This is a genomic window from Falsiroseomonas bella (assembly GCF_003173615.1).
Classification (GTDB): Bacteria; Pseudomonadota; Alphaproteobacteria; order Acetobacterales; family Acetobacteraceae; genus Falsiroseomonas; species Falsiroseomonas bella.
Window position 1 is genome coordinate 741,157 of the sequence record NZ_QGNA01000002.1, and the last position, 24,761, is coordinate 765,917.

A 24,761-nucleotide genomic window follows, 5' to 3' on the forward strand; every position below is an offset into this window, starting at 1 on the left:
TTCCCCAATCGGTGCCGCCTTTGCAGCGAACGGCCCGCAGAGGGCCGGACCAGGGAGCCTCGTCAATGACAAAGCTGTTCGTTTCCCGCCGCCATGCGCTGGCGCTCGGCGCCGGCAGCCTCGCGCTGCCCGCCCTCGGGCTCCGTCCCGCCGCCGCGCAGGGCACCTGGCCGAGCCAGCCCGTCCGCATGGTCGTGCCCTTCGCCGCCGGCGGCCCCACCGACGTGCCCGCCCGCATGATCGCGGAGGAGATGTCGAAGGCGCTGCCGCAGCGCATCGTGGTGGAGAACCGCACCGGCTCCGGCGTGGTGATCGGGACCGACATGGTCTCGAAGGGGCCGCAGGACGGCTCCATGATGCTCTACACCACGGTCGCGCATGCCGTGCTGCGCCCGATGTTCGCGCGCCTGCCCTTCGATCCGGTCGCCGACTTCACCCCGGTCTCGCTGGTCGGCCAGGTGCCGGTGATCCTGCTGGTGAACAAGGACTTCCCGGCGCGCAACGTGCAGGAGCTGGTGAAGCTGCTGCGCGACAATCCGGGCAAATACGACTACGCCTCCTCGGGCAATGGCGGCGCGGTGCATCTCGCGACCGAGCTTTTCCTGCACAAGGCGGGCGGGCTGAAGGCCAACCACATCCCGTTCCGCGGCTCCTCCGCCGCGATCCCGGAGATCCTGGCCGGGCGCATCCCGATGATCTTCGACATCGCCGCCTCTGCGCTGCCCTATGCGCGCTCGGGCGAGCTGCGCGCGCTGGCGATCAGCACGAAGGAGCGTTCCTCGTTGGCGCCGGAGATCCCGACCTTCATCGAGCAGGGCGTCCCCGGCTACGAGGCCTATACCTGGCACATGGTGATGGTCCGCGCCGGCACGCCGCAGCCGGTGGTCGAGGCGATCAACCGCTCGGTGAACGCCGCCGTGCAGCTGCCGAACGTGCAGGAACGCCTGAAGGGGCTGGCGATGCAGGTGGTGGGCAATGGCAGCCCGGCCGATGCCGCGGCCTATCTGAAGAGCGAGATGGACACGCTCGAGCCCGTGGTCCGCGCCGCCGGCATCCGCGCGAACTGACGACCTCGGCCGGGCGAGGGGCGGCGCAGGCGCGTCGTTCCTCGCCCGTTTATGCGCCGAGCTTTGGCACCACGGTGGCGACGGCGGCCGGCGCCGGTCCGATCGCTACCTGCACCATCGCCTGCGGCCCGGCCTGCCACTGGCAGAGCACCGGCTTGGCGCGCAGGTTCTGTCCGCGCTCGTCGAAGCGCGCGCCCCAGCCCGTCGCGGTCGTGCCCTCGGCGATGTCGAGCGCCTGGACCGCCGCGCGCACGCGGTCGCGATCCGCCCCGCCGGCATTGTGCAGCGCTTCGAGGAAGATGCGCGCGCCGACGAAGCAGGCCAGGCTGTGGCCCGAGCGCGGCTCGGCACCGTAGCGACGCAGATAGGCCTCCGCGAAGGCGCGGGCGCCAGGGGCGAAGCGCTCGTTCACCGCGAAGGGCGTCCAGTCGGCGCTCATCGCGCCGAGAAGCGCATCGCCGACGCTGCGCGCGGTCTCCGCCAGGCCGTAGCCGCCTGCCGTGCCGATCACCATGCGCGGCCGCCAGCCCGCATCGCGCAGCGCGCGGAACAGCAGCAGCTCGTCGCCGGGCGCGCCGGTATGCAGCACGACATCCGCTTCCTGCCCGCGCAGGCGCTGCACGAGCGCGCCGAGGTCCGCGGCGCGCGGCGCATAGGTCGCACGCTCCACCAGCGTCAGGCCGCGAATGCGTGCCAGCGCTTCCTGCGCCGCCGCGACGGATTGTCCGCCCACGGCGTCCTCATGCGCGATCGCGAGGCGGAGCGCATCGGGCGCCACGCCGATTGCCGGCGCGAGCACCTCGATCACGCCCTCGATCGCCGTCGCGGCGAAAGCCGTGGCGCCCGGAGAGGCGCGAAACACCGAGCGGAAGCCGCGTTCGATCACCGCGTCGCCGATGGCGCCGAGCTCGAACCAGGGGATCCCCGCCGCCTCCGCGATCTGGGAGCCGGGCAGGGCGATGGACGACGCGAAGCTGCCGAAGGCGGCCGCCACCCTCTCCGGCCCGGAGGTCAGCCTGCGGGCCTCTGCCGCCGCCGCCGCCTCGTCCGGCGCATCGGCGCGCACCAGGCGGACCTGTCGCCCGAGCACGCCGCCGGCGCCGTTCCGCTCCTCCACCGCGAGTTCGAGGCCGCGGAAACTCTCGTCGCCGAGCAGCGCGAGCGGGCCGGAGAGAGGGAACAAGGCGCCGAGCCGCAACTCGGCGGCCGGTGCGGCCGGCTGCTGCGCCGAGGCCGGGCGGACGAGCGCGGCAAGGGCCGTCGTGCCGGCGAAGGCCAGCGTCCTGCGGCCGAAGCGAGCCCGGCGCCCCTGTTCCCGGACGCGCTCGCTCATCCCGCTGCGTCTCCCCAATCCAGCACGCTACCTCACATCGGCGGAGCGCAGCGCGCAAGCCTTCGCACCCGTCTTGACCGCGCCGGCTCCGGCGTGGTCCCTCGGCGTGAAGAAGAGGATGCACGGCATGGTTGCGGTTCCGCAGGAGATGACGCTCATCGGCCATGGCGCGGGCGGCGGGCCGGAGGTGCTGGCGCCGCAGCGCGGCCCGGTGCCGACGCCGCAGGCCGACGACGTGCTGATCCGCTGCATGGCCATCGGCGTGAACCGACCCGATGTGGCGCAGCGCAGCGGCAGCTATCCGCCGCCGCCCGGCGCGAGCCAGGTGATCGGCCTGGAATGCGCCGGCGAGGTGGTGGCGGTCGGCGCCGAGGTGCGGCGCTGGAAGGTCGGTGACAGGGTCACGGCGCTGACCAATGGCGGCGCCTATGCCGAATACTGCACGGCGCCGGAGACGCAGGCGCTGCCCTGGCCCAAGGGCTACGACGCGATCCAGGCGGCGGCGCTGCCCGAGACCTATTTCACCGTCTACGCCAACCTCTTCGGCCATGGCCGGCTCGCCGCCGGCGAGACCGTGTTGATCCATGGCGGCACCTCCGGCATCGGCGTCACCGCCATCCAACTCGCCAAGGCCTTCGGCGCGAGCGTGATCGCGACGGCCGGCAGCGACGACAAGGTGGCGGCGTGCCGGGAGCTGGGCGCGGACATCGGCGTGAACTACCGCGACCAGGACTTCGTCGAGGCGGTGAAGCAGGCCACCGGCGGCAAGGGCGTCGACGTGGTGCTCGACATGGTCGGCGCGCCCTATTTCGCGCGCAACCTTCGCTGCCTGCGGCTCGACGGCCGGCTGGTCATGATCGCCTTCCTGAACGGCCACGTCGCCGAAAGCGTGGATCTCCGCCCGATCATGGTGAAGCGCCTGACCGTGACCGGCAGCACGATGCGGCCGCGCACGACCAAGGAGAAGGCCGCGATCGCCGCCGCGCTGGAAGCCAAGGTCTGGCCGCTGCTGGAGGGCGGCAAGTGCGGCCCGCGCATCTTCCGCACCTTCCCGCTGGCCGAGGCCGCCGAGGCGCACCGGCTGATGGAGAGCAGCGCGCATATCGGCAAGATCATGCTGACGGTGGGATGAGACATGGCCGGCGTCGCGCTGCTGCTCGCGGGGCTCGCGACGCTGGTGTTCGCCGCGCGCATCGGCGGCCGCGCCGCGCGCGGCGCGACGCAGGGCGTCGCCGTGCTCGTCGTGGTCATCGGCGTGCTGCTGCTGCTCCGCCGGCCCGGTTCGGGCCTGCACCTGCCCGGACACGGGCCGCGCCGCTGGCACCAGCCCTGAAGAACGGAATGCCGTGAACCTCCATCGCCTGCTGCTCAAGCGCCAGTCCGAAGGCAAGCCGATCCGCGTGGCCGTCATCGGCGCCGGCAAGTTCGGCTCGATGTATCTGCACCAGGCCCCGCGCACGCCGGGGATGGTCATCCACGGCATCGCCGACCTTTCGCCGCCGCGCGCGCGGGAAGCGCTGGCCCGCATCGGCTGGGACGCGGCGCTGATCGCGGCAACGCCGGTGACCGAGGATGCTCTCTCCCTGATCGCCGATCCGCAGGTGGAGGTCGTGGTGGAGGCCACCGGCGATCCCGCCGCCGGGCTGTACCATGCGCGCCACGCCATCCGCCACGGCAAGCATGTGGTGATGGTGAATGTCGAGGCCGATGTCCTCGCCGGCCCCGTGCTGGCGCGGGAGGCCGAGGCGGCGGGCGTGGTCTATTCCATGGCCTATGGCGATCAGCCGGCCCTGGTGGCGGAGATGGTGGACACCATCCGCGCCGCCGGCTTCTCCGTGATCGCGGCGGGGAAGGGCACGAAATACCTGCCGCGCTATCACGCCTCCACGCCGGAGACGGTGTGGGATTTCTACGGCCTGACCGCGGAGCAGGCGCGGGCCGGCGGGATGAACCCGCGCATGTTCAACTCCTTCCTGGACGGCACGAAGTCCGGCATCGAGATGGCGGCGATCGCCAATGCCTGCGCGCTGGCGCCGCCCGAGGACGGGCTGCTCTTCCCGCCCTGCGGCACGGCGCAACTGCCCAACCTGCTGCGCCCGCACAACGAAGGGGGCGTTCTGCCGCGCAAGGGCATGGTGGAGGTTGTCTCATCCCTCACGCGCGATGGCGCGGACATCCCGGACAATCTGCGCTGGGGCGTCTATGTCGTCTTCGAGGGCGAGACGGAATACGCACGCCGCTGCTTTTCCGAGTATGGCGTCGCCACGGACAACACCGGGCGTTACGCCGCGCTGTGGCGGCCCTATCACTTCATTGGCCTCGAGCTCGGCGTGTCCGTGGCCTCCGCCGCGCTGCGGCGCGAGCCGACCGGCTGCTCCACCAGCTGGACCGCGGACTGCGTCGCCGTCGCCAAGCGGCCGCTGCGCGCGGGCGAGGTGCTGGACGGCGAGGGCGGCGCGACGGTCTGGGGCAAGTGCATCCCGGCCTCGCGGTCCCGCGCGACGGGCGCCGTGCCGATCGGGCTGGCGCATGGCGTGGCCCTGGCGCGCGACGTGGCTGAAGGCGCGATGGTGACCGAGGCCGACCTCGCCCCGCGCCCCGGCGGCCACGCGGACGAGGCGATCGCGATGCGCGCCGCACTCGCCGCCCTGGCCGGCTGATGTGAGCGACGCGTCGCGCCAGCCTGCCCAAGCACCGATGTGGCCGGCGATCCGGCTGCTGCTGGTCGCCATCCTGCTGTTCGGCGGCGCCTGGCCGGTCACCAAGGCGGCCCTGGCAGATGCGACGCCGCTGTGGTTCGGCACCAGCCGCGCGGGGCTCGCGGCCCTCGTCGCCTTCCTGCTGCTGGCGGTGCTCGGGCGGCTCAGGCTGCCGCGGCGCGAGGACATGCGCGCGGTGCTCGGCCTCGGCATCTTCCAGCTCGGCCTGTTCTTCGTGCTGACGCATCTGGCCGTGGCGCTGGTGCCGGCGGGGCGCACCGCGGTGCTGTCCAACGTCGTCGCCTATTGGCTGATCCCGCTCTCCGTCCTGCTGCTGGGCGAGCGCGTGTCGCCGGCGCGCTGGGCGGCGGCAGGGATAAGCCTGGCGGGTGCCGCGGTGCTGATCGGGCCATGGGCGGTGGACTGGGGCAACACGCAGGTGGTGCTCGGCCATATCATGCTGGTGACCGCGAGCCTCGCCTGGGTGATTGCCATCATCGCCACGCGTCGCTGGCCGCCGCGCACGCCGATCATCCAGCTGCTGCCATGGTGTTTCGCGCTTGGCACGCTGGTGCTCGCGCCGCTCGCGCTGCTGCTGGAGCCGGATGGCGGCATCGGGCGGGGCGCCTGGACGCATATGCTGTTCATCGGCCTCTTCGCCGCCCCGGTCGGCACCTTCTGCGTCATCGAGGCGAGCCGCAGGCTGCCGGGCGCCGTCGCCTCGGTCTGGTTCCTGCTGATTCCGGCCTTCGGCGTGCTGGTCTCGGCGCTCTGGCTGGGCGAGCCGATCGGCTGGGACGTGATCCTCGGCGGCGTGCTGGTCGTGGTCAGCGTGCTGATCGCGGCGCGTGGATGAGGAGGGCCTCATGAAGCTGACACTCACCGAGGCAGGGCAGGGGCGTCCGGTCGCCTTCCTGCACGGGCTGCTCGGCGCGGGGCAGAATTTCGGCGCCATCCAGAAGGCGCTGGCCGCCCGCGGCCATCGCGTGCTCGCGCTCGACCTGCGCAACCACGGCGCCTCTCCGCACGCGTCGACCATGTCCTATCAGGAGATGGCCGAGGACGTGGCGGAGACGCTGCGCGAGGCCGGCGCCTGGCCCTGCGCGGTGGTCGGGCATTCGATGGGCGGCAAGGTGGCGATGGCGCTGGCGCTCGCGCATGGCGCGGGCGTGACGCGGCTGGTGGTGGCAGACATCGCGCCCGTGACCTACCCGACGCCGCTCTTCACGCAGTATGTCGCCGCGATGCGCGCGATCCCGCTGCGCCAAGGGCTGACGCGGCGGGAGGCCGATGCGGCGCTGGTCGAGGCGGTGCCCAACCCCGCCCTGCGCGGCTTCCTGCTGCAGAATCTTCTGTTCGCGGAGGACCCGCCGCGCTGGCGCATCGCGCTCGACGTCATCGCCGCGCAGATGCCGGTGATCGGCGGCTGGCCGAAGATCGCCGGCCGCTACGATGGCCCGGTGCTGGTTCTGGCGGGCGACGCCTCCGACTACATACGCCCGGAGCACGAGCAGACATTCCGCGCGCTGTTCCCCGCCGCGGACTTCGCCAGCATCAAGGCCGGCCACTGGCTGCACGCCGAGAATCCGCAGGACTTCCTCAGCCGGGTCGCGGCGTTCCTGGAAGCGTAGGCGAGTCTGCCTCGCCCAGCCGCGCCCGAGTCGCGGAGTCCAGGCGCGTGCGGAAGGCGGCGAGCACCGGATGCGCCGCGGTGTCCTTGCGCCCGTAGCCAAGGTTGAAGCCCAGGTCGAAGTTGGGCGGGTTCACGCCCTGCGCGTGCTGCAGGATCGTCTCCAGCTTGTCGAGCCCCTTGGCGATCCGGCCTTCCGGCGTGCTGGCGCTCTCGTATTCCTCCCACAGCGCCAGGATGTCGGCCCGCTGGGCGGAGGGCAGGGTCATGGTCAGCGTCGCCAGCGCCTCGCGCTCGCGTGCTTCCTTCACGCCGGGCTGACGCGGCGTGGGAGCGGGAATATCGCCGGTGAAGGCCTCCGCCAGGTCATGCACCAGAACGATCTTCACCAGCCTGCCGGCATCCACGCCGAGCGCGGGGGCGAGCAGCATCGCCATCAGGGCCACGCGCCAGGTGTGCTCGGCGGTGCTCTCGGTGCGGCCGGTGCTGGTGCGGCTGTTGCGCAGCGTGTCCTTCAGCCGCTCCACCAGCGCCAGGAAGGCGATGGTGCCGTCGATCTCGGAATCGGTCATGGGCACGATGATATGGTGTGCGCGCGTCACGATCCCAAGCAGGCCTTGCGGCCCGTCGCGGCGGCCCGATCTGCCGCGGCGATGACGACCGAGACATTCCCTGCCGACCGGGCCGGCGCGCTGGCGCGCCTGGCGGACTTCGCCCCACGCATGGGCGGGCACTATGCCGCGGGCCGCAACACCGATCCCGGCCCCGGCACGCGCCGCGATGTCTCCCGCCTGTCGCCCGCTGTGCGACACCGGCTGGTGACGGAGGCCGAGCTGGTGGGGACCGCCTTGGCAGAGCATGGCGCGGCCGCATCCGAGAAGTTCATCCAGGAGGTCTTCTGGCGCAGCTACTGGAAAGGCTGGCTCGAGCAGCGTCCCGGCATATGGCACGACTATCGCCGCGACCTCGAACAGGACAGCGCGACGGTCGCGCGCAGCTCCGCCCTGCGCGACGCGCTGGAGCGCGCCGAGGCCGGCGGCACCGGCATCGCCTGCTTCGACGCCTGGGCGGAGGAACTGCGCGAGAGCGGCTGGCTGCACAACCACGTGCGCATGTGGTTCGCCAGCATCTGGATCTTCACGCTGGACCTGCCCTGGACGCTCGGCGCGGACTTCTTCCTGCGCCACCTGCTGGATGGCGACGCTGCGTCCAACACGCTGTCCTGGCGCTGGGTCGCGGGGATGCAGACGCGCGGCAAGCACTATGTCGCGCGCGCCGAGAACATCCGCAAGCACACGCTGGGTCGCTTCGATCCGGCCGGTGCGCTCAACGAGAACGCGCTGCCGCTTGCCGCGCCATCGCCGCCCGCGCCGCGCCCGCTGCCGCGCGCCGACGCCCTGCCCAGCGGTCCTGTCGCGCTGCTGCTGCATGAGGACGATTTGCATCCCGATAGCCTGCTGCGACCCGGCGCGCCCATCGCCGCCATCGCCGGGATCGCCGTGCCGGAGGCCCGCTCGCCGCGCGGATGCGCGCCGCTGGTGGCGGACTACGCGCGTGCCGCGCTGCGCGACGGGCTGGACCGCGCATCGCGCCACTTCGGCGCCCCGGCCGTCATGCTGGAGCCCGCCGATGTCGCGGGCTGGGCGCGTGGCCATGGCCTGCCTGTCGTGACGCCCTGGGCGCCGTTCGGCTGGACGGCGACGGCGCTGGAGGGCCTCGGCGTGAAGCTGCTGCGCCTGCGCCGCGACTGGGACGAGGCGTGCTGGCCGCTCGCGACGAAGGGCTTCTTTCCCTTCCGCGAGAACATCCCGGCGCTGATCGAACGCCTCCGGCCCCAGCCGCCTATGGCGTGAGCGGCGCGCCGAAGGCGACCTCGATCTCCGCCAGCCATTCCGCGTCCCGGCCCGTGTAGCGCGGCGAGAGGTGCATCGGTTCCAGCCGCCGCGCGCCGGCCGCCCGCGCGATCTCCCCGGCGGCCCGCGTCGTCAGGTGCATCCGGTCCGCCGCCACCTCGGCATCGGCGGCGAGGAAGGGCGCCTCGATGAACAGCGTGTCGGCGCCCTGCGCCAGCGCCACCGCCGCCGCGCGGTTCTCGGGCGTGTCGCCGAAATCCGTCAGGTAGGCGATGCGCTGCCCTGCCGTTGCCACCACCAGGTCGCGCAGCGCGCCGAGCGGCTGCGCTCCCGCCGGGGTCGCAAGCACGGCGTCGTCTGGCAGGCCATCCGCGATCGCCTGCTTCAGCGCGGCAAGCCACATCCCGGTCGGCAGGCCGCGCTCCGCAAGGCGCGTGCGCCAGACATTCAGGTGCAGATCCTCGACCAGCGCATAGCCGACCGAGGGCGTCCGGTGGTCCAGCAACGCGGCCCGCAGCCCGACCGCGCCGATGCGCAGCAGCGTGCCCTCGGCATCGGGCGTCACGGACGCCAGGTCCTCCCGCGCGAAGCCGCTCTGCAGCCTCAGACGCGCGGCGGGGAAGGGCGGTGTCGTGGTCACTTCCACCACGTCGAAGGTCAGCGGCGCGGCGATGCGGTCCACCAGGTTCCAGGTGTAGCTCGCGAGCCGATGATGCAGCAGCGCCGCGAAGCCCGGCGGGCCGACGACGCGCAGGACGGCCTCGCGCCCGATCAACGGCCGGAGCAGCCGGTCGAAGTCGGCCCAGTGGTCCATGTGGGCGTGGCTGACACACAGAAGCTGCACGCGCAGAAGATGCCCGTTCGATAGCGCGGAGAGGTCGCCGCAATCGAACAGCACCGCGCCCGCCGCGTGCATCGCCTCCACGAACACCGCCGGATCGCCGGCGCGGCCGTTCAGCAGCCGTGGATGCAGCGTCGGTGTCATCGCCTATTGTGGCTTGTAGGTGCTCGCCTTCGCCGCATCCGCCGCACGCCAGAGATACCAGGCGGCGATGGAGCGGAAGGGTGCCCAGGCCTCGCCGATCGCGGCGAGTTCCTTCGGCTTGAGCTGCGCGGCTGCGCCGGTTGCAACGCGAAAGCCCTCCCGCACGCCGAAATCGTCCACCGGCAGCACGTCGCGCCGGCCGAGGGTGAAGATCAGCAGCATCTCCACCGTCCAGCGGCCGACGCCGCGGATCGCGCAGAGCCGCTCGATCAGCGCCTCGTCCGGGATGCGCGCGGCGACCCGGCGCGTCGGCACCAGCCCGCCCACCGCCTTCTCCGCGATGTCGCGGATCGCGGCGACCTTGCTGCCCGACAGCCCGCAGCCGCGCAGCGCCTCCACCGGCGTGTCCAGCACCAGCGTCGCGGGCGGGAATTCATGCCCGGGATAGAGCGCGACGAAGCGGCCGAGGATCGCCTCCGCCGCGCGGCCATGCACCTGCTGATGCGCGATCGCGCGCACCAGCGCCTCGTACGGCTCGCGCCGCACCGGGCGCAGCGTGCAGGGGCCGATCCGCCGGATCACCGCCTGCAGCACCGGGTCGCGGCGCAACTGCCGCAGCGCCTCCGGCCCGCAGATGGCCGGTGCGGCACGCGGCCGTGCCGGGGCGAGCGCCGTCACGACCATCCCGCATCCATCGGCTTCGCGCCGTTGCCGTCGCCGTCTCCGGCCACCTTGTGTCGTCGTCCCACGCTCATGCGGGCACGATCATAGGCTCCCCGCCGCGCGTGCCCAATGGCCCGGTCAGTGCGCCGCGCCGTGCTTCGGCAGAGGCAGGCCGAGATGCAGCGCCTCGTTCGCCGCGGCCACGCCCTCCCAGAGCAGTTCGACACCGATATACGCGATCAGCGCCAGTCCCACATAGGCGATGAACCTGTAGCGGTCGAGCAGCCGCGCCAGCGCACCGCCCAGCAGACCCATCAGCACGATCGACACCATCAGCCCGGTGACCAGCATCGTCAGGTTGTTCCGCGCCACCGCCGCCACGGCGAGCACGTTGTCGAGGCTCATGGACACGTCGGCGATGATGATCTGCCACAGCGCCGCCATCAGCGTCTTCTCGCCGCCACCATGCTCGGCCCCTTCCTCCTCGCCGCTGTGGCGCAACTCCTTCCAGAAGCCCCAGGCGATGTAGAGCAGTGCCAGGCCGCCGACGATGTCCACCCACCACAGGCTGAGCAGGAAGGTCGCGAAGACCGAGAAGACGATCCGCAGCACGGCGGCCGCGACGATGCCGAACAGCACCGCCCGGGCCCGCAGGTGCTGCGGCAGGCCGGCGGCGGCCAGGCCGATGACGACGGCGTTGTCGCCGGACAGGATGATGTTGAGCCAGAGGATTTCCAGGAACTGCGGCGCCTGGCCGATCAGTGCATCCATGCTGCGGTCACTCTCCCTCGGGCGGACCGGGCATGGTCGCGCGTGCGGGCGGGACGCTATCCCGTGTCGCCTTGCCCGGTAACTTTCCGGTGCCTTTCAACGCGGCAATCCGCCGCGCATCCGCAGCCGCTAGGGAGCCCCGCCCGCAGCAGTTCCGACGGCCACCGCCGCGACGGCGCGGGCGATCGCCTCCGCGCGCGGCAGGTCGATGCTCATCGGCCAACGGTCCTCAGGCGCGTGGAACCAGGGATTTTCGCCGATCAGCGACAGATAGCGCCCGCCGCGGCTCTCGATCTCATGCGCCTCGCCATTCGCCTTGCCGCCCGTCACGACCTCCAGCGGCGCGCGCGGGTGCCCTGCCGCGACAAGGGCATCGGCCATGCGATCCGCCAGCCCCCGCACATTGCTCCGCACGGTGAGCTGCGGCGCCTCTGCGCAGCCGAGATTGGCGCCGAGATGGATCACCAGCGCACTGTCGGAGGCCAGTTCCGGCTCCGCCGCGAAGGCGTGATGCGCGCCGACATGCCCGATCTCGTGCCCGCAGGTGGCGAGCGCGACGACGGCCCGCTGCCTCGGCGCGGCGGCGAGCGCGCGCAGCGCCTCCAGCCAGGCGAGGATACCGCCGGCGCGCTCGGCCGTGCTGGTCCACCAGGAGGTCCGCGGCGTCAGCAGCAGCAGGGGCGGCGCCGTGCCGGGCAGGTCGGCGCGGACATTGGCGCTGCGCGTCGCCTCGCGCGCCCCCTGCACGACCAGCCTTGCCGGCGAACCCTGGGCGGCCAGCGCCGCCAGCCTGGCCGCCTCCCGCCCCGCCACCTGCAGCACCGGCGGTCCGAAGGGGGCGGCGATGTCGTGCGCGTTGAGCGGCGCGAGGCTGTCCGGCCTGGTCCGCAAGGCCACCACGATCCCGGCATGTCGGCTGTCGCGGCGGGCGAGGGCGAAGGGATTCCCCGGCAGGCTCGCCGCGCGCGGCGGCATCTCGACGAAGCCGACCGTGGCGCCCGAGCCGAGCGCCCCGAGCGCCCCCGAGACACCGTCGGCGCCCGTTGTGCCGCCGTCGAACAGCGGCAACCCCTCAACGCGCGCGCCGCCTGCCTCGAGCCAGGACGCGCCTGGGACGAAGCGCGAAAAGCTGACGGGATCTAGCCGCGCCGTGGCACCGGCCTGCACGGCGAGGTCGCACAGCCAGGCGGCCGAGGCGACATCGCCCTCGCCGCCTGCGCGGCGCTCGCCGAAGCCGTCATAGGCGGCGAAGAAATCGGCGGCCCTCACTCCACGCGCGCCCCGGAGAACGCCACCAGCCGCTGCAGCCGCGCCACCTCCTGCGGCCAGTCCGCGGCATAGGCGGCCGGGGACGCCGAGAGCGTGATGGATCCGCCTTCCCGCGTCAGCGCCGCGCGCAGCTCGGCGTCCTCGGTCACCACGCGGTGCACGGCGTCGTGGATCCGCTGCACGATCGCGGGCGGAATGCCGGCCGGGCCGATCAGCGAGGAGCCGCTGATGATCACCGGGCCGTCCGGGATGGTCTCGGCCAGGGTCGGCATGTCGGGGAAGGCCTCCATGCGGCGCGACCCCGTCGTGACCAGCACGCGGATCGCGCCCTGCTGCGCGCGCGGCAGGGCGATGTTGCTGATGGCGAAGGCGAAATCCACCTCGCCCTGCTCGACGGCGAGCGCCGCCTGGTTGGCGCCGCGATAGGGCACATGCGTCCCCTCCGCCCCGACCGCCTTCAGCAGCGCGGCCGCGGCCATGTGCGCCGGCGTGCCGACGCCGCCCGAGCCGTAGCGCAGCCCGCCGGCCGGCGAAGCCTTCGCGGCCGCGATCAGCTCCGCGATGGTCTTCCAGGGCGAGGCCGGCCGCACGCAGAGCAGCGCCGGGTTCTCGGCGATGGTGACGATCGGGGTGAAGTCGCGCAGCACGTCGTAGCCGGGATCGCGGCCCATCACGCCGTGGGTGATCGCGGTGCCCCCGCCCCAGAGCAGTGTGGTGCCGTCGGGCGCCGCGCGCGCCACGGTCTGCGCGGCGATCAGCCCGCCGGCGCCGGCGCGATTCTCCACCACGATGGAGCCGCCGAGCGCCTCGGCGAGCTTCGCCGTCACGATCCGCGCAACCGTGTCGGAGGAGGCGCCGGGCGCAAAGGGCACGATCACGCGCACCGGGCGCGGCGGCCAGTTCGCCGCCGCATCCGCCTGCGCCCGGGCGGGGCGGGCAAGCAGGGCCAAGGGCGCAAGGGCAAGGCCACGGCGGCGCATCACGCATCTCCTCCCCATCGTGTCGGCAGGAGCATGCGCCGATCGCCCGCGCGGCGCGAGAGGCGGGCTACAGCCGTTCCGGCGCGAAGGTGTCGCAGGATTCGAGGCGGCCGCTCTCCAGCCCCGCGCGGAACCAGCGGGCGCGCTGGGCGGAGCTGCCATGGGTGAAGCTTTCGGGCACCACATAGCCGCGCGCCTGGCGCTGCAGCCGGTCGTCGCCCACTGCGGCGGCGGCGTTCAGCCCTTCCTCGATGTCGCCGCGCTCCAGGATCTGCCGCGCCTCATGCGCGCGCCGCGCCCAGAGGCCGGCAAGGCAATCGGCCTGCAGTTCCACCCGCACCTGCAGCGAATTCGCCTCCGCCTGGCTCGCCTGGCGCTTCAGCGCCTCCACGCGCTGCAGGACGCCAAGCTGGTTCTGCACATGGTGCCCGACCTCATGGGCGATGATGTAGGCTGCGGCGAAGTCGCCGCTGGCGCCGACCTTGCGCTGCAGGTCCGCCATGAAGTCGAGGTCGATATAGACCTTGCTGTCGCCCGGGCAGTAGAACGGCCCCACCTGCGCCTGGGCCACGCCACAGGCGCTCTGCACCGCGCCGGAATAGAGCACCAGCACCGGTTCCTGGTAGCGACGGCCCAGGCTCTGGAAGATCGGGTTCCAGACATCCTCGGTCTCGGCCAGCACGCGACTGGCGAAGCGCCCGCCGGCGTCGTCGGCGGGCGGGGCGCCGCGCTCGACGGCGCTCGGCGCGGGCGCCTGCGGCATCGGGCCGCCGCCCGACATGATCACGCCGGGATCCACGCCGAACAGCAGCGCAAGGACGAGCAGCACGACGGTGCCGAGCCCGCCCCCCACAACCATGCCGCCACGCCCCCGGCCACGCCCGCCCATGCCGCGGCCGCGCCGGTCCTCCACGTTCTGGCTTTCGCGCCCGCCTTCCAGCCGCATGATCGGTCTCCGTCCCCGTGCTCAGCCGCCCTTGAGCAGCGCCGCCAGCGCCGGGGAGAGGCCGGTCGCCTCGCGCCCCGAAGGCGCCGCATACCCGCCTGTGGCCGGCTTCGGCAGGCCGAGCGCCACCAACATCTCCGCGAGCTTCACCGCGCAGGCGATGCCGTCCAGCAACGGCACCGTCGCGCGCGGCTGCAGCACGCGGTCCATCCCCGCCAGCGCGGCGCCGGCCAGCACCACCGCATCCGCACGCCGGGACAGCTCCACGATCGCCTCCAGCAGCATCGCCTGTGCGCCTTCGGGATCGCGGATCGCCTCCTGGGCGGTGGCGCTGATCGCCGCGACCGCGGCGCAGCGCCCGGCGAGGCCGTGGCGCGCCACCAGCTCCTCATAGGGGGCGACGGCGGTGCCGAGCGTCAGTACCGCGAACTTCCCGCCCAGCAGGCAGGCGGCGAAGCAGGCGGCCTCGGTCATGCCGACCACCGGGCAGGGCATCAGCTGCCGCGCCGCGTCCAGCGCCGTGTCGTGGCTCACCGCCAGCACCACCGCATCCACCTTGCCCGCATGTTCCGCCAGCAGCGACAACAGCGCATGGGCGGCGATCGCGTTCTCGGCGCGCGTCGAGATCACGCGCGGCCCGAAGGCCGGCGTGGCGCCGAGGATCTCCGTCCCCGGCGCCGCGGCGCGGCGGGCGGCGGCGACGCAGGCCTCGGTGATGGCCTCGGTGGTGTTGGCATTGGCGACCAGGACGCGCATCCGCCCAATCTCGCCCGCCCAAGCCGGCGTTGCAACGCATCGCGCCCGCGGACGGATGCGGCTAGGATGGGCGTCATGGAATTCGAAGCCTTCGACGGCCTGCTGCTGGACGTCGAGGAGCCGCGGCTGGCCCACGCCCTCGATGCGCTGCGGCGCGGCGTGTACGAGGGGCGCGAGGTGCGGCTGGTGAAGACGCTGCTCCGGCCGGGCCAGCGTGTCATGGAACTCGGCACCTGCACGGGCTTCGTGGCGATGCAGGCGGCCCGCATCGTCGGGCCGGAGAATGTCTTCTGCTACGAGGCGCATCCGGACAACGTGGCGCTCGCCCGCCGGCATTTCGCGGCGAACGGCATGGCGATCGCGCTGGCGCATGGCGTCCTGGCGCCAAGGCGCCGCCTGGCGGAGGACCCGGCGACGGAGATCATCTTCCACCTCTCCGGCTCCATCGTGTCCTCCGCCCTGTCGCCTGCCGGCATGAGCAGGTCGCGCGCGATCCAGGTGCCGCTGCTCTGCCTGGAGGAGGAGATCGAACGCCACCGCGTCACGGCCATGATCGTGGATATCGAGGGCGGGGAAGTCGAGTTGCTGGGCGGGTCGGCCCTCGACGGCATAGAGGCGATCATCATGGAAACCCACTACCGGAAGGCCGGGGTGCGGAAGACGAACACCATGATCGCGCATCTCATCGCGCAAGGCTTCCGGCTCGACCTGCGGCACTCCGCCGCGGAGGTGGTGCATCTCTACCGCACCGGCACCGGTCCGGAGGCCGGCGAGGCCGCTGGCTGATCAGCCGCCGACCATGCCGCTGCCGCCGGCCGGCGCCGGGCCCTGGCCCACCGCCGCGAGGCCATGCGGCAGGGCGCGCGAGCTCGGCGTGACCAGCAGCAGCCGCAGCGCCTGGCGCACCGCCCCGGCGTCGCCCTCCACCGCCTCGGCCCGGCGCTTCCAGACCAGCAGCGGGTTGAACAGCAGCACGTCGCCCGGCCGCACCTCCATGCGCAAGGCCAGCCCGGCTTCGGCGCAGACCGCATCCAGCGCGTCCAGCGCCTCGACCTGTGCGGCGGTGAGCCGCGGCGTCTCGGGCAGGCGCTGCGCCGCCTCGATCGCGTCGCGCGCGTAGCGGCCGACGAAGGCGCCGGAGGCCGTGCTGAACACCGGCAGTTCCACCACGGTCGGCGTCGTGCCCTGCGCCTGCAGCAGCAGATGCGGCATCGGGCCGTAGAGAAGCTCCAGCGCGGACCGGTTCCGCTTCAGCATCTCGTTATGGACGGCCGCCGCCGAGACCAGCATCACCGGATCCACATCCGGCGGCTGGCGCAAGGTGAGAAGGGCGACGATGTCTGCGCCGTCGGCGTGGAAGCGCCAGCGCGTGGCGCCCGTCGCCGGGCTTTCGAGACGATGCACCGCCTCGCCCGCCGGCCCCTGCGGCAGCGCGCGACCGAGATGGGCGCCGAGCACCAGCAGCAGCGCCTCCGCCGCCGCCTCGTCCCCCCCCAGGCGATCGAGATTGAGGCCGCGCAGCAGCACGAGGCCGCGGCCGGTGTCGAGCCGGCTCGCCGCCTGGCGCAGCACGGCGCCGAGGCGCGGCAGCGGCGCCTCGGCGGCGCTTGCGGGGGCGCGGCCGCCGAGCGTGCCGAGCACCGCCTCGATCTCGGCGGCATCCTCGGCGCCGAGCGGCATCATCCAGTCGGCGGGGTGGAGATCCTCGGCGCGCCAGGCGGCAGATCCGGCCTGGGGCACGAGACGCGGGCGCGGCCCGGGGGGAGGGGTGGTTGCGCTCATCGTGCCGAGGCTAGCAGGCGGCGGCGGCCGCGACACCTGCGGCCTGCGCGGGATGGCCTTGCCGTCTCTGCGCCGCGACCGCAGGCTGTCGGCAGACTGCCGGAGATCGCCCGATGGATGCCGTCCCAACCCGCCACCCCGCGCTCGACCTGCCCTTCGACGCCGAGGCCATCCTGGCCGGCCTGCGCCCCTGGGTGGAATGCGAATCCCCCACCTTCGACCCCGCCGCCGTGAACCGGATGATGGATCTGGCGGGGCGGGAGCTTGCGCTGCTCGGCGCGCGCGTCGAGCGGATCGCCGGCCGCATGGGCTTCGGCGACTGCGTGCGCGCCCGCTTCCCCCATGCCGCGGGGGAAGCCGCGCCGGGCATCCTGGTGCTGGCGCATCTCGACACGGTCCATCCCGTCGGCACGCTGCAGAAGCTGCCCTGGCGGCGCGACGGCGGCACGGTGCGCGGCCCGGGCATCTTCGACATGAAGGGCGGCACCTATCTGGCGGTGGAGGCGATCCGCCGGCTCGGCCAGGCCGGCATGGCGACGCCGCTGCCCGTCACCTTCCTGCTGACCTCGGACGAGGAGGTGGGCAGCCCCTCTACCCGCGACCTGATCGAGGCGGAGGCTGCGCGCGCGAAGTTCGTGCTGGTGCCGGAACCGGCGCGGCCGGATGGCGGCGTGGTGAGCGGCCGCTACGCCATCGCGCGCTTCAACCTGCGCACCACCGGCCGGCCGAGTCACGCGGGCTCCACGCTTTCCGAAGGGCGCAGCGCGATCCGCGAGATGTGCCGCCAGGTGCTGGCGATCGAGGCGATGACGACGGAGGACTGCACCTTCTCCGCCGGCGTCATCCGCGGCGGGCAATGGGTGAACTGCGTGGCCACGCATTGCGACCTGGAGGTGCTGAGCATGGCGAAGCGCCAGGCCGACCTCGATGCCGGCGTGGAGCGCATGCTCGCGCTGACATCCTCGACGCCCGACGTCGTGCTGGAGGTGAAGCGCGGCGTCACGCGCCCGGTGTGGGAGCCCGACGCCGGCGTCATGGCGCTGTATGCCCATGCGCGTGGCCTGGCGCAGGCGATCGGCTTCGACATCAACCACCAGAGCAGCGGCGGCGGATCGGACGGCAACTTCACGGGTGCCATGGGCATCCCGACGCTGGACGGGCTCGGGATCGGCGGAACGGGCGCGCATACGCTCGACGAGCACATCACCGTGGGCAGCCTGGTGCCGCGGGCGCGGCTGCTGGCGGGGCTGTTCGCCACACTCGGCCGTTGACGCCGCCCCCGTTCCGGGAGTGCGATGACGCCAGGGGCGGCCCCGACACGCCCCGCTGAGGGATGGAAAGGGCCAGGACCATGACGATCCGCCGTCGCGCGATTCTCGCCGGCGCCGCGCTGGGCGCGCTCGCTGCGCCGACCACGCTGCGCGCCCAGGCCACCGTGGTGCGCTGGGGCGACCTGCTGCCCGCGAACCACCCGCAGGTGCTGATGATCGAGCGGATCGCGGCCGAGCTGCGCGACAAGACCTCCGGCCGCATCCAGATCCAGGCCTTCCCGGGCGGCCAGCTCGGCAGCGGGCGCGACATGATGGAGGCCGTCTCGGCCGGCGCGCTGCAATTCACCACGGACGGCGCCGGCGCGCTCGGCGCCTTCCTGCCCGCGCTGACGCTGTTCGAGGCGCCGTATCTCTGGCGCGACGCCGCGCATCTGGCCAAGGCCTCCGGCACGCCGGTCTTCGGGCGGATGAATGACGAGCTCGTCTCCCGCCGCGGCATGCGGATGCTCAACGTCACCTATTACGGCAAGCGGCACCTGACGGCCGGCAGCCGGCAGGTGCGCAGCCCCGCGGACATGCAGGGCTTCCGGCTTCGCGTGCCGCCGGTGGATGTGTTCCGCGCCATGGCCGAGGCCTGGGGCGCGCGCGCCACGCCGATCGCCTTCCCCGAGCTGTATCTGGCGCTCAGCCAGGGCGCGGTGGACGGGCAGGAGAACCCGCTGCCCACCATCCAGTCCGCCAAGCTGTTCGAGGTGCAGAAATTCCTGGTGCTGACCGAGCACATCATAACGCCGCGCATCATCATCGTGAACGATGCCTTCTGGCGCGGCCTGCGCGCGCCGGACCGCGACGCGATGCAGGCCGCCTTCGCTTCCGCCGCCGCCTGGCAGGACCAGGAATTGCTGGCGCAGGAGGCGCGCGCGGTGAGTGAGTTGCGCGGCGCCGGGATGACGGTGATCGAGCCCGACGTCGCCGCCTGGAGCGCGCCGGTGCTGGCCAAGGTCCCCGCGCAGTTCGAGAGCCGCTGGGGCCGCGGCGCCTTCGATGCGCTGAAGGCGCTGTAGCCGCGCGTGACGCGCCTTTCCGGCTGGCTCGACGGCGCGCTCCGCGTCGTCGCGGTGCTGCTGCTGGTTTCGCTGCTGCTGGCGGTGATGACGGGCGTCGTCTCCCGCCAGCTCGGCGATCCGGTGAGCTGGTCGGACGAGGCGGCGCAGTATCTGCTGGTCTGGACCGGCTTCGCCGGCTGGATGATCGGCGCGCGCGGGCGCGAGCATATCCGCATCGGCGCGGTCGTGGACCTGCTGCCGGGCGGCGCCCGTCGCGCGGCGGAGGCGCTGATCCAGCTGCTTTGCCTTATCTTCGCGCTGGCGCTGCTGTGGTGGGGCTGGCCGCTGATCGAGCGGAACTGGGACGTGGAATGGGTCAGCCTGCCGCTGCCGGCAGGGCTGCTCTATGTGCCCGTCCCCTTCGCCGCAGCATTGCTCGCCGGGCAGGCGCTGCTTGAGATGCTGCGCGCGATCCGGGGCGCGTCTCCGTGACGGAGACGATGGGCTGGGTGCTGGCGGGCTGGGTGCTGGCGATGCTGGCCGGCGTGCCGCTCTACGCCACGATGGGGCTGGCCTGCTTCGCCTTCGTCTTCCTGGCCGGGATCAATCCCGCGATCGTGCCGCAGAAGATCGGGCAGGCGGCGAATTCCTTCCCTCTGCTTGCGGCGCCGCTGTTCATCCTGATGGGCAACATCATGAACGCGGCGGGCGTGACCGACCGCATCTTCGGCTTCGCGCGGGTCTGCGTCGGCTGGCTGCGCGGCGGGCTCTGCCACGCCAACATCCTCGCCAGCGTGATCTTCGCCGGCATGTCGGGCTCGGCGGTGGCCGATGCGGGCGGCGTCGGCACGCTCGAGATCAAGGCGATGAAGGACGAGGGCTACGACGCGGAGACGGCGGCGGCGATCACCGCGGCCTCGGCGACCATCGGCCCGATCATCCCGCCCTCGCTGCCGATGGTGATCTACGGCGTGTCGGCGGATGTCTCGATCGGCGGGCTGTCCCTGGCCGGCGTGATCCCCGGGCTGCTCATGGCGGGCAGCCTGATGGCGATGGTGACGGTTGTGGCGCGGCGGCGCGGGCTGGAACGCTCGCGCTTCCCTGGGCTGCGCGAGGTCTGGATCGCCTATCGCCGCGCCCATTGGGCGCTGATGACCCCGGTGATCCTGTTCGGCGGCATGATCGGCGGCATCTTCACGCCGACCGAGGCGGCGGCGGTGGCGGCGAGCTACGCGCTGGTGCTCGGGCTTTTCGTCTATCGCGACTTCCGGCTGCGCGACCTGCCGGAGCTGATCGTGCAGACGGTGAACACCACCGGCGTGGTGCTGGCGCTGGTGATGACGGCGGCGGCACTCGGCTGGTGCCTCTCCATCTCGCGCATCCCGCAGACCTTCGGGCCGATGATCGTGGAGCTGATCGGCAACCCGCTGGTGTTCCTGCTGGCCGTGAATGTTGGCCTGCTGCTGGTCGGCTGCTTCATGGAGGCTCTGGCGGCGATGCTGATCCTGATCCCGATCCTGACGCCGGCCGCGGCGCAGTTCGGGATCGACCCGGTGCATTTCGGCCTGATCTTCGTGCTGAACCTGATGATCGGCACGGTCACGCCGCCGGTCGGCGTGGTGCTGTTCGTCACGGCCAAGATCGCCGGCATCAGCTTCGGCGCGATGTCGCGCGCGATCGTGCCCTGGCTGCTGCCGCTTCTGGCGGTGCTGCTGGCGACCACGCTCTTCCCGCCGCTCACGACTTTCCTGCCGCACCTGCTGCTGGGGCGCTGACGTCGCCAGCGCCGCTGACCGAGAGGTTCCGGTAAATCGCATTCAACTGTTGCAGTATCTCCTGCACCACCTTGATTCGTGCGCGCTGACCGTCATGAAGCTCGTTGTCATCCGGGAAGAAGCCCACAGTCCTGCTCGAGACTGTCAAGGCAGCCAAGTCATTGTCCTGGGCGCAAAGTCTGGGGACGATCGGCAGTGCCATGATCTCCTTCAGCGGATCGCCATCGCGCTGTTCGAAGTCGCCCTTCTTGATCCAGAGACGATTAGAGCAGAAGGCCCGCACGCATATGCCCGGGGCGTCACTTCCCTCCCCCTCTCTAGGTACCGTCCAGGGCACCAGCACGCTTCCGAAGCTCTGCGCACCGCTGCTCAGCCACATTTGCAAGCTGCTCTCCGGTCGGCTGTAGACATACAGCTGCGACGAGACTCCCCTAGGGATATCGTCCTTCGTAATCCGCCGCGCCATCTGCAGCGCATGAACCGCGATGGTATTCGACAGTCCGAAAAGACGCACCGGGCTGAGGGTTGCATGCGACGCCTCGATGTAGCCCGTGAAGTGTTTCACGGAGTCAGCGTGCTCCCGGAAGGTGCCGTGGCCGTTTGTTCTGTTCCTGTCCAGGAAGTCGGCCACCGCCCTGTACAGCCTACGCGCCGCGCCTGCGATAAGAAGCATCTCGCCAATGCTGATCGGATCTTCGTTCATCTGGGTTCGATCCCCCTGCACAGCCCGATGCGGATGCCGCGCACTTCTAGCCGCGAAGTCACGATAGTGATCGTCTGTCACCCGCTCTTGTCACAAACCCTCGATCGAGTTCGCCGGAGTTAGCCGGCACGCCGCCCGCCCAGCGCCAGCACGGTCCCGAGCAGCGCGAGCCCCGCCGCCATCGGCGCGAAGCCCGCGAAGCCGAAGGCCGCGATCACCAGCCCGCCGAGCGCCGCCGCCGCGAGCCAGCCGATCGAGGCGGAGGTCACGTTCAGCCCCAGCACCGTGCCGCGCACCTCATCCGGCACGTTGCTCAGCGCCGCCATCAGGCAGGGGCGCGACACAGACGCCGCCATGATGAAGGCGAAGCCGAGCGCCGCCGTTGCGACCATGCCGCCCTGCCAGAGGAACAGCGGCAGCGAGACGAGCCCGCAGCAGGCCATCGCACCGGCGAAGGTCAGCATCCGGTTCGGCAGCCGGTCCGCCAATTGCCCGCCAAGCAGCGTGCCGAGGATGTTGCCGAGCGCGAAGATCGCGAGCGGCAGCGCCAGGCCGGCAAGCGAAAGGCCATAGGCGGTCTGCAGGAAGGTCGGGAAGAAGGTGACGGCGAGCGCGTAGCAGCTGCGCTCCGCCACGCCCATCGTCAGCAGGCGCAGCACGCGCGGCGTCATCGCGGCGCGGTAGTCGGTGCGCCGCCGCGTGCCGCCGCCCCGCTGCGCGACGGGCCGCCGCGTCGTCAGCAGCATGCCGAGTGCTGCGAGCAGCGCCATCGCGCCGACGCAGACGCTGACGCCGCGCCAGCCGATGGAGGCGCCGATCCAGGCCGCGCCCGGCACGCCGAGCAGCAGCGCCATGGACTGCCCCGAGAGCGTCCAGCCCAGCGCCCGGCCGCGCTGCCGGTCCTCGACGCGCGACGACACCTCGGAGACGACGGTCGGCGAGATGCAGCCCGCCGCGGCGCCCGCCGCGGTCGCCCAGAAGGCGACGGCCCAGAAGCTCTGGGCGAGTGCGGTCGCGACCATGCAGATGGCGAGCGCGACCGGCCCGCCGATCAGGAAGGGCCGCCGCCCGACGCGGTCCGACCAGGCGCCCGCGACCAGCGAGGCGACGCCCCAGGAGATCGCGTTCAGCGCCATGATGTTGGCGGTGAGCGAGAGGCTAACCGCCAGGTCCTGCGACATCTCGAGCAGGAAGGGCGCGCGGCTGCTGCCGCTCGAGGACAGCGCGAAGAAGGTGAGCGCCGACGCCGCGACAAGCGCCCACGGCAATGGCGGTGGCGCGCTCACCGCGCGGCGCTAGCCGCCATCCACCGACAGCACCTGCCCGCTGATCCAGTTCGCCTGCTCGCTGGCGAGGAACAGCACGCCATTGGCGATGTCCTGCGGCGTGCCGAGGCGGCGCAGCGCGATGCCCTCGACCAGCGCCTTCTTGCCCGCTTCGCCATAGCCCTCGAACTGCACGATGGTGGAGGGGTTGGACAGCACGAAGCCCGGCGCGACGCTGTTCACCGTGATGTTGAACGGCCCGAGCTCGCGCGAGAGCTGCTTCGTCAGCCCGACCAGCGCGTGCTTCGCGGCGCAATAGGCCTGGATGCCGGTCTTGCTCGGCTTGAGGCCGGCGCCGGAGCTGATCGTCACGATGCGCCCCGCCCCGGCCTTCTTCATGCCCGGCACCACCGCGCGCGCCAGGTTGAAGGCGGCATGGGTGTTGATGTCGAAGATCGCGTGCCAGTCCTCCTCCGGCACGTCCTCGACCGGGCGCATCGCCTGGCCGCGCACGCCGCCGGCGTTGCAGACCAGCACGCCGACGGGCCCACCGGTCGCGTCCTCGATGGATTTGATCCAACCCGCCGCGGCGCCCTTGGCCGTCAGGTCGAAGGCGGCGGTGGTGATGCCGGTGCCCTGCTTCGTCTCGGCCAGCTCGGCCTCCGAGAGATCGCAGGCGAAGACCCGCGCGCCCAGGCGGTCGAAGCTCTGCGCGATGGCGCGGCCGAAGCCATGGCCGGCACCGGTGACGGCGACCGTCGCGCCGTCGAAGCGGATGTTCATGGGAGGTCCCTCGCCAGTTCGGTTAGGTTGTCGTCGGACATCGGCCGCTCGCCGCGCTCGCATTGCTTGATCATCGCGATCAGCCTCTCGAGCGTCGGGCAGGCGAGCCCATGCGTCCTGCCGATCGGGATCGCCGCGCCGATCTGCGCATCCGCGGGCGTTGCGCGATGGCGCACCCACAGGTCGCGCCAGATGCCCGAATGCGTCTTGGCGTTGGGTCGGTTGAACGCCTCCAGCGCCGCGACGGATCGGCGTGCGGCGTCTTCCGTCGCGCCGGGCATGAAGGCGGCCGGATCGAAGCCGTTGAAGCCGAGCGGGCGCACGCCCTCGGCCCGTGCCACTGCCATCACCTCGCCGCACAGCGCGCGGATCAGCGGCAGCAGTTCCGGCCGCGCCAGCGTGTCGGCGATGCCCTTCTCCGCCAGGCCCTGCATATAGAGCAGCGAGGAATAGGCCAGCTTGCCCCAGAGATAGCCCCAGATGTTGTCCGTCAGCACCGCGTCCGGCTCGAACGTCTCGCGCAGCAGCGCGTGCAGCGCCTCTACGCGCGGCGTGCGCGCGCCATCCAGCTCGCCCACCACCACTGCGCCGCGGTTGCCGTATAGGATGCGCCCCGGGCCGAGCCAGTCGGCGCCGAAGTTCACGAAGGCGCCCATCGTGCGCTCCGCGCCGCAGACATCGGCGATGACCCGCTCGCACAGTCCGTTCTGCAGCGACAGCACGTAGCCGTCGGGGGCGAGGTGCGGCAGCAGCTGGCGGCAGGCGGCTTCGGTGTCGTGCGTCTTCACGCAGAGGAACACGCGGCGGAACACGCCCTGCACGGTCGCGGGCGTGAAGGCCGGCGCCGTCACGCCGAAGGCGGCGACCGGTCCCTCGATGGCAAGCCCCCGCGCCGGGTCGCGGATGGCGGCGACGTGATCCTCGGCGATGTCCACGAAGACCACGGCGTGGCGGGCACGGACCAGATGCGCGCCGACCGTGCCGCCGATGGCGCCGGCGCCCCAGACCAGGATCGGCCCGTGGTCCACGGCATGCCGCGCATGCGCCTTCTCCGCGTCCTTCGCCATGCGCCGATCCCCCGCCCGCCTTGCCCGCGCAACCCGCGCATGCGCCGGCCGCGCTTGTGCCGGCGGCCCGCGGCCCGTCAGATGCGACAACGCTAGCCGGGATGGGCGGAAGGTCAA

26 protein-coding genes are annotated in these 24,761 nt (G+C 72.2%); 12 read left to right on the forward strand and 14 right to left on the reverse strand.

Features of this window, described 5'->3' with window-relative positions; translation table 11 throughout:
• Nucleotides 1-65 precede the first annotated feature (65 nt).
• Entirely contained in the window at nucleotides 66-1,067 is a 1,002-nt protein-coding gene (locus DFH01_RS11725) for a Bug family tripartite tricarboxylate transporter substrate binding protein (RefSeq protein WP_109870600.1), read from the forward strand.
• A gap of 49 nt (nucleotides 1,068-1,116) precedes the next feature.
• Here DFH01_RS11725 and DFH01_RS11730 read toward each other — a convergent pair whose 3' ends face one another.
• A complete protein-coding gene (locus DFH01_RS11730) occupies nucleotides 1,117-2,400 on the reverse strand; it encodes an ABC transporter substrate-binding protein (protein ID WP_109870601.1) in 1,284 nt (427 codons plus the stop codon).
• 127 nt (nucleotides 2,401-2,527) lie between these two features.
• Between DFH01_RS11730 and DFH01_RS11735 the strand changes: the two genes are divergently transcribed.
• From DFH01_RS11735 to DFH01_RS11755, 5 genes are read left to right on the forward strand one after another with little or no spacing between them, the layout of a single operon-like run.
• On the forward strand, nucleotides 2,528-3,532 hold the full coding sequence (locus tag DFH01_RS11735; protein ID WP_109870602.1) for an NAD(P)H-quinone oxidoreductase: 1,005 nt from the start codon (nucleotides 2,528-2,530) through the stop codon (nucleotides 3,530-3,532).
• Between the two features lie 3 nt (nucleotides 3,533-3,535).
• Complete coding sequence (locus DFH01_RS11740) at nucleotides 3,536-3,733, forward strand: hypothetical protein (protein WP_109870603.1); 198 nt, start codon at nucleotides 3,536-3,538, stop codon at nucleotides 3,731-3,733.
• A 13-nt stretch (nucleotides 3,734-3,746) separates the two neighbouring features.
• On the forward strand, nucleotides 3,747-5,060 hold the full coding sequence (locus DFH01_RS11745) for an NAD(P)H-dependent oxidoreductase (RefSeq protein ID WP_109870604.1): 1,314 nt from the start codon (nucleotides 3,747-3,749) through the stop codon (nucleotides 5,058-5,060).
• A 37-nt stretch (nucleotides 5,061-5,097) separates the two neighbouring features.
• The gene (locus DFH01_RS11750; protein WP_109870605.1) at nucleotides 5,098-5,955 is read left to right on the forward strand and encodes a DMT family transporter; all 858 of its coding nucleotides are present in this window, start codon (nucleotides 5,098-5,100) and stop codon (nucleotides 5,953-5,955) included.
• Between the two features lie 10 nt (nucleotides 5,956-5,965).
• On the forward strand, nucleotides 5,966-6,730 hold the full coding sequence (locus DFH01_RS11755) for an alpha/beta fold hydrolase (protein WP_109870606.1): 765 nt from the start codon (nucleotides 5,966-5,968) through the stop codon (nucleotides 6,728-6,730).
• Here DFH01_RS11755 and DFH01_RS11760 read toward each other — a convergent pair.
• Complete coding sequence (locus tag DFH01_RS11760) at nucleotides 6,699-7,301, reverse strand: HD domain-containing protein (RefSeq protein ID WP_109870607.1); 603 nt, start codon at nucleotides 7,299-7,301, stop codon at nucleotides 6,699-6,701. The two genes, DFH01_RS11755 and DFH01_RS11760, sit on opposite strands and share 32 nt — an antisense overlap.
• Nucleotides 7,302-7,382: 81 nt before the next feature.
• Here DFH01_RS11760 and DFH01_RS11765 point away from each other — a divergent pair, with 81 nt between their 5' ends.
• Nucleotides 7,383-8,582, forward strand: a complete 1,200-nt coding sequence (locus DFH01_RS11765; protein WP_109870842.1) for an FAD-binding domain-containing protein — start codon at nucleotides 7,383-7,385, stop codon at nucleotides 8,580-8,582.
• Here the strand turns inward: DFH01_RS11765 and DFH01_RS11770 are convergent.
• The 7 genes from DFH01_RS11770 to DFH01_RS11800 all read right to left on the reverse strand — a co-directional run bounded on the left by DFH01_RS11770 (nucleotide 8,572) and on the right by DFH01_RS11800 (nucleotide 14,952).
• Nucleotides 8,572-9,567, reverse strand: a complete 996-nt coding sequence (locus DFH01_RS11770) for an MBL fold metallo-hydrolase (RefSeq protein WP_109870608.1) — start codon at nucleotides 9,565-9,567, stop codon at nucleotides 8,572-8,574. The genes DFH01_RS11765 and DFH01_RS11770 overlap by 11 nt on opposite strands.
• A gap of 3 nt (nucleotides 9,568-9,570) precedes the next feature.
• Nucleotides 9,571-10,203 (reverse strand): DNA-3-methyladenine glycosylase family protein, encoded by a 633-nt coding sequence (locus DFH01_RS11775; protein WP_233256086.1) that lies wholly within the window; start codon nucleotides 10,201-10,203, stop codon nucleotides 9,571-9,573.
• A gap of 165 nt (nucleotides 10,204-10,368) precedes the next feature.
• Complete coding sequence (locus DFH01_RS11780; RefSeq protein ID WP_109870610.1) at nucleotides 10,369-11,001, reverse strand: YjbE family putative metal transport protein; 633 nt, start codon at nucleotides 10,999-11,001, stop codon at nucleotides 10,369-10,371.
• Between the two features lie 129 nt (nucleotides 11,002-11,130).
• Nucleotides 11,131-12,270, reverse strand: a complete 1,140-nt coding sequence (locus DFH01_RS27805) for a hypothetical protein (protein WP_146217042.1) — start codon at nucleotides 12,268-12,270, stop codon at nucleotides 11,131-11,133.
• Nucleotides 12,267-13,250 carry a tripartite tricarboxylate transporter substrate binding protein gene (locus DFH01_RS11790; RefSeq protein WP_158287721.1) on the reverse strand — a complete coding sequence of 328 codons (984 nt, stop codon included), beginning with the start codon at nucleotides 13,248-13,250 and terminating at the stop codon, nucleotides 12,267-12,269. The genes DFH01_RS27805 and DFH01_RS11790 overlap by 4 nt, the downstream gene beginning before the upstream one ends.
• Nucleotides 13,251-13,317: 67 nt before the next feature.
• Nucleotides 13,318-14,196 carry a KPN_02809 family neutral zinc metallopeptidase gene (ypfJ, locus tag DFH01_RS11795; RefSeq protein WP_109870613.1) on the reverse strand — a complete coding sequence of 293 codons (879 nt, stop codon included), beginning with the start codon at nucleotides 14,194-14,196 and terminating at the stop codon, nucleotides 13,318-13,320.
• 21 nt (nucleotides 14,197-14,217) lie between these two features.
• The gene (locus DFH01_RS11800; protein WP_109870614.1) at nucleotides 14,218-14,952 is read right to left on the reverse strand and encodes an aspartate/glutamate racemase family protein; all 735 of its coding nucleotides are present in this window, start codon (nucleotides 14,950-14,952) and stop codon (nucleotides 14,218-14,220) included.
• Between the two features lie 75 nt (nucleotides 14,953-15,027).
• Here DFH01_RS11800 and DFH01_RS11805 point away from each other — a divergent pair, with 75 nt between their 5' ends.
• Entirely contained in the window at nucleotides 15,028-15,738 is a 711-nt protein-coding gene (locus tag DFH01_RS11805; RefSeq protein WP_158287722.1) for an FkbM family methyltransferase, read from the forward strand.
• Here DFH01_RS11805 and DFH01_RS11810 read toward each other — a convergent pair whose 3' ends face one another.
• Nucleotides 15,739-16,734 (reverse strand): TauD/TfdA family dioxygenase, encoded by a 996-nt coding sequence (locus DFH01_RS11810; RefSeq protein WP_109870616.1) that lies wholly within the window; start codon nucleotides 16,732-16,734, stop codon nucleotides 15,739-15,741.
• Nucleotides 16,735-16,847: 113 nt separating this feature from the next.
• Here DFH01_RS11810 and DFH01_RS11815 point away from each other — a divergent pair, with 113 nt between their 5' ends.
• The 4 genes from DFH01_RS11815 (at nucleotide 16,848) to DFH01_RS11830 (ending at nucleotide 20,826) form a co-directional block, all read left to right on the forward strand.
• The gene (locus tag DFH01_RS11815) at nucleotides 16,848-18,005 is read left to right on the forward strand and encodes a M20/M25/M40 family metallo-hydrolase (protein ID WP_109870617.1); all 1,158 of its coding nucleotides are present in this window, start codon (nucleotides 16,848-16,850) and stop codon (nucleotides 18,003-18,005) included.
• 80 nt (nucleotides 18,006-18,085) lie between these two features.
• Nucleotides 18,086-19,069: a DctP family TRAP transporter solute-binding subunit gene (locus tag DFH01_RS11820; protein ID WP_109870618.1), complete on the forward strand. Its 984-nt coding sequence runs from the start codon at nucleotides 18,086-18,088 to the stop codon at nucleotides 19,067-19,069.
• A 6-nt stretch (nucleotides 19,070-19,075) separates the two neighbouring features.
• Nucleotides 19,076-19,543, forward strand: a complete 468-nt coding sequence (locus tag DFH01_RS11825) for a TRAP transporter small permease (protein WP_109870619.1) — start codon at nucleotides 19,076-19,078, stop codon at nucleotides 19,541-19,543.
• Nucleotides 19,540-20,826: a TRAP transporter large permease gene (locus DFH01_RS11830; protein ID WP_109870620.1), complete on the forward strand. Its 1,287-nt coding sequence runs from the start codon at nucleotides 19,540-19,542 to the stop codon at nucleotides 20,824-20,826. The genes DFH01_RS11825 and DFH01_RS11830 overlap by 4 nt, the downstream gene beginning before the upstream one ends.
• Here DFH01_RS11830 and DFH01_RS11835 read toward each other — a convergent pair.
• The 4 genes from DFH01_RS11835 to DFH01_RS11850 all read right to left on the reverse strand — a co-directional run bounded on the left by DFH01_RS11835 (nucleotide 20,789) and on the right by DFH01_RS11850 (nucleotide 24,644).
• Entirely contained in the window at nucleotides 20,789-21,529 is a 741-nt protein-coding gene (locus DFH01_RS11835) for a hypothetical protein (protein ID WP_109870621.1), read from the reverse strand. The genes DFH01_RS11830 and DFH01_RS11835 overlap by 38 nt on opposite strands.
• A gap of 119 nt (nucleotides 21,530-21,648) precedes the next feature.
• Nucleotides 21,649-22,815: an MFS transporter gene (locus DFH01_RS11840; RefSeq protein WP_146217044.1), complete on the reverse strand. Its 1,167-nt coding sequence runs from the start codon at nucleotides 22,813-22,815 to the stop codon at nucleotides 21,649-21,651.
• Nucleotides 22,816-22,824: 9 nt separating this feature from the next.
• Entirely contained in the window at nucleotides 22,825-23,577 is a 753-nt protein-coding gene (locus DFH01_RS11845; RefSeq protein ID WP_109870623.1) for an SDR family NAD(P)-dependent oxidoreductase, read from the reverse strand.
• A complete protein-coding gene (locus tag DFH01_RS11850; protein ID WP_109870624.1) occupies nucleotides 23,574-24,644 on the reverse strand; it encodes a ketopantoate reductase family protein in 1,071 nt (356 codons plus the stop codon). The genes DFH01_RS11845 and DFH01_RS11850 overlap by 4 nt, the downstream gene beginning before the upstream one ends.
• Nucleotides 24,645-24,761 lie beyond the last annotated feature (117 nt).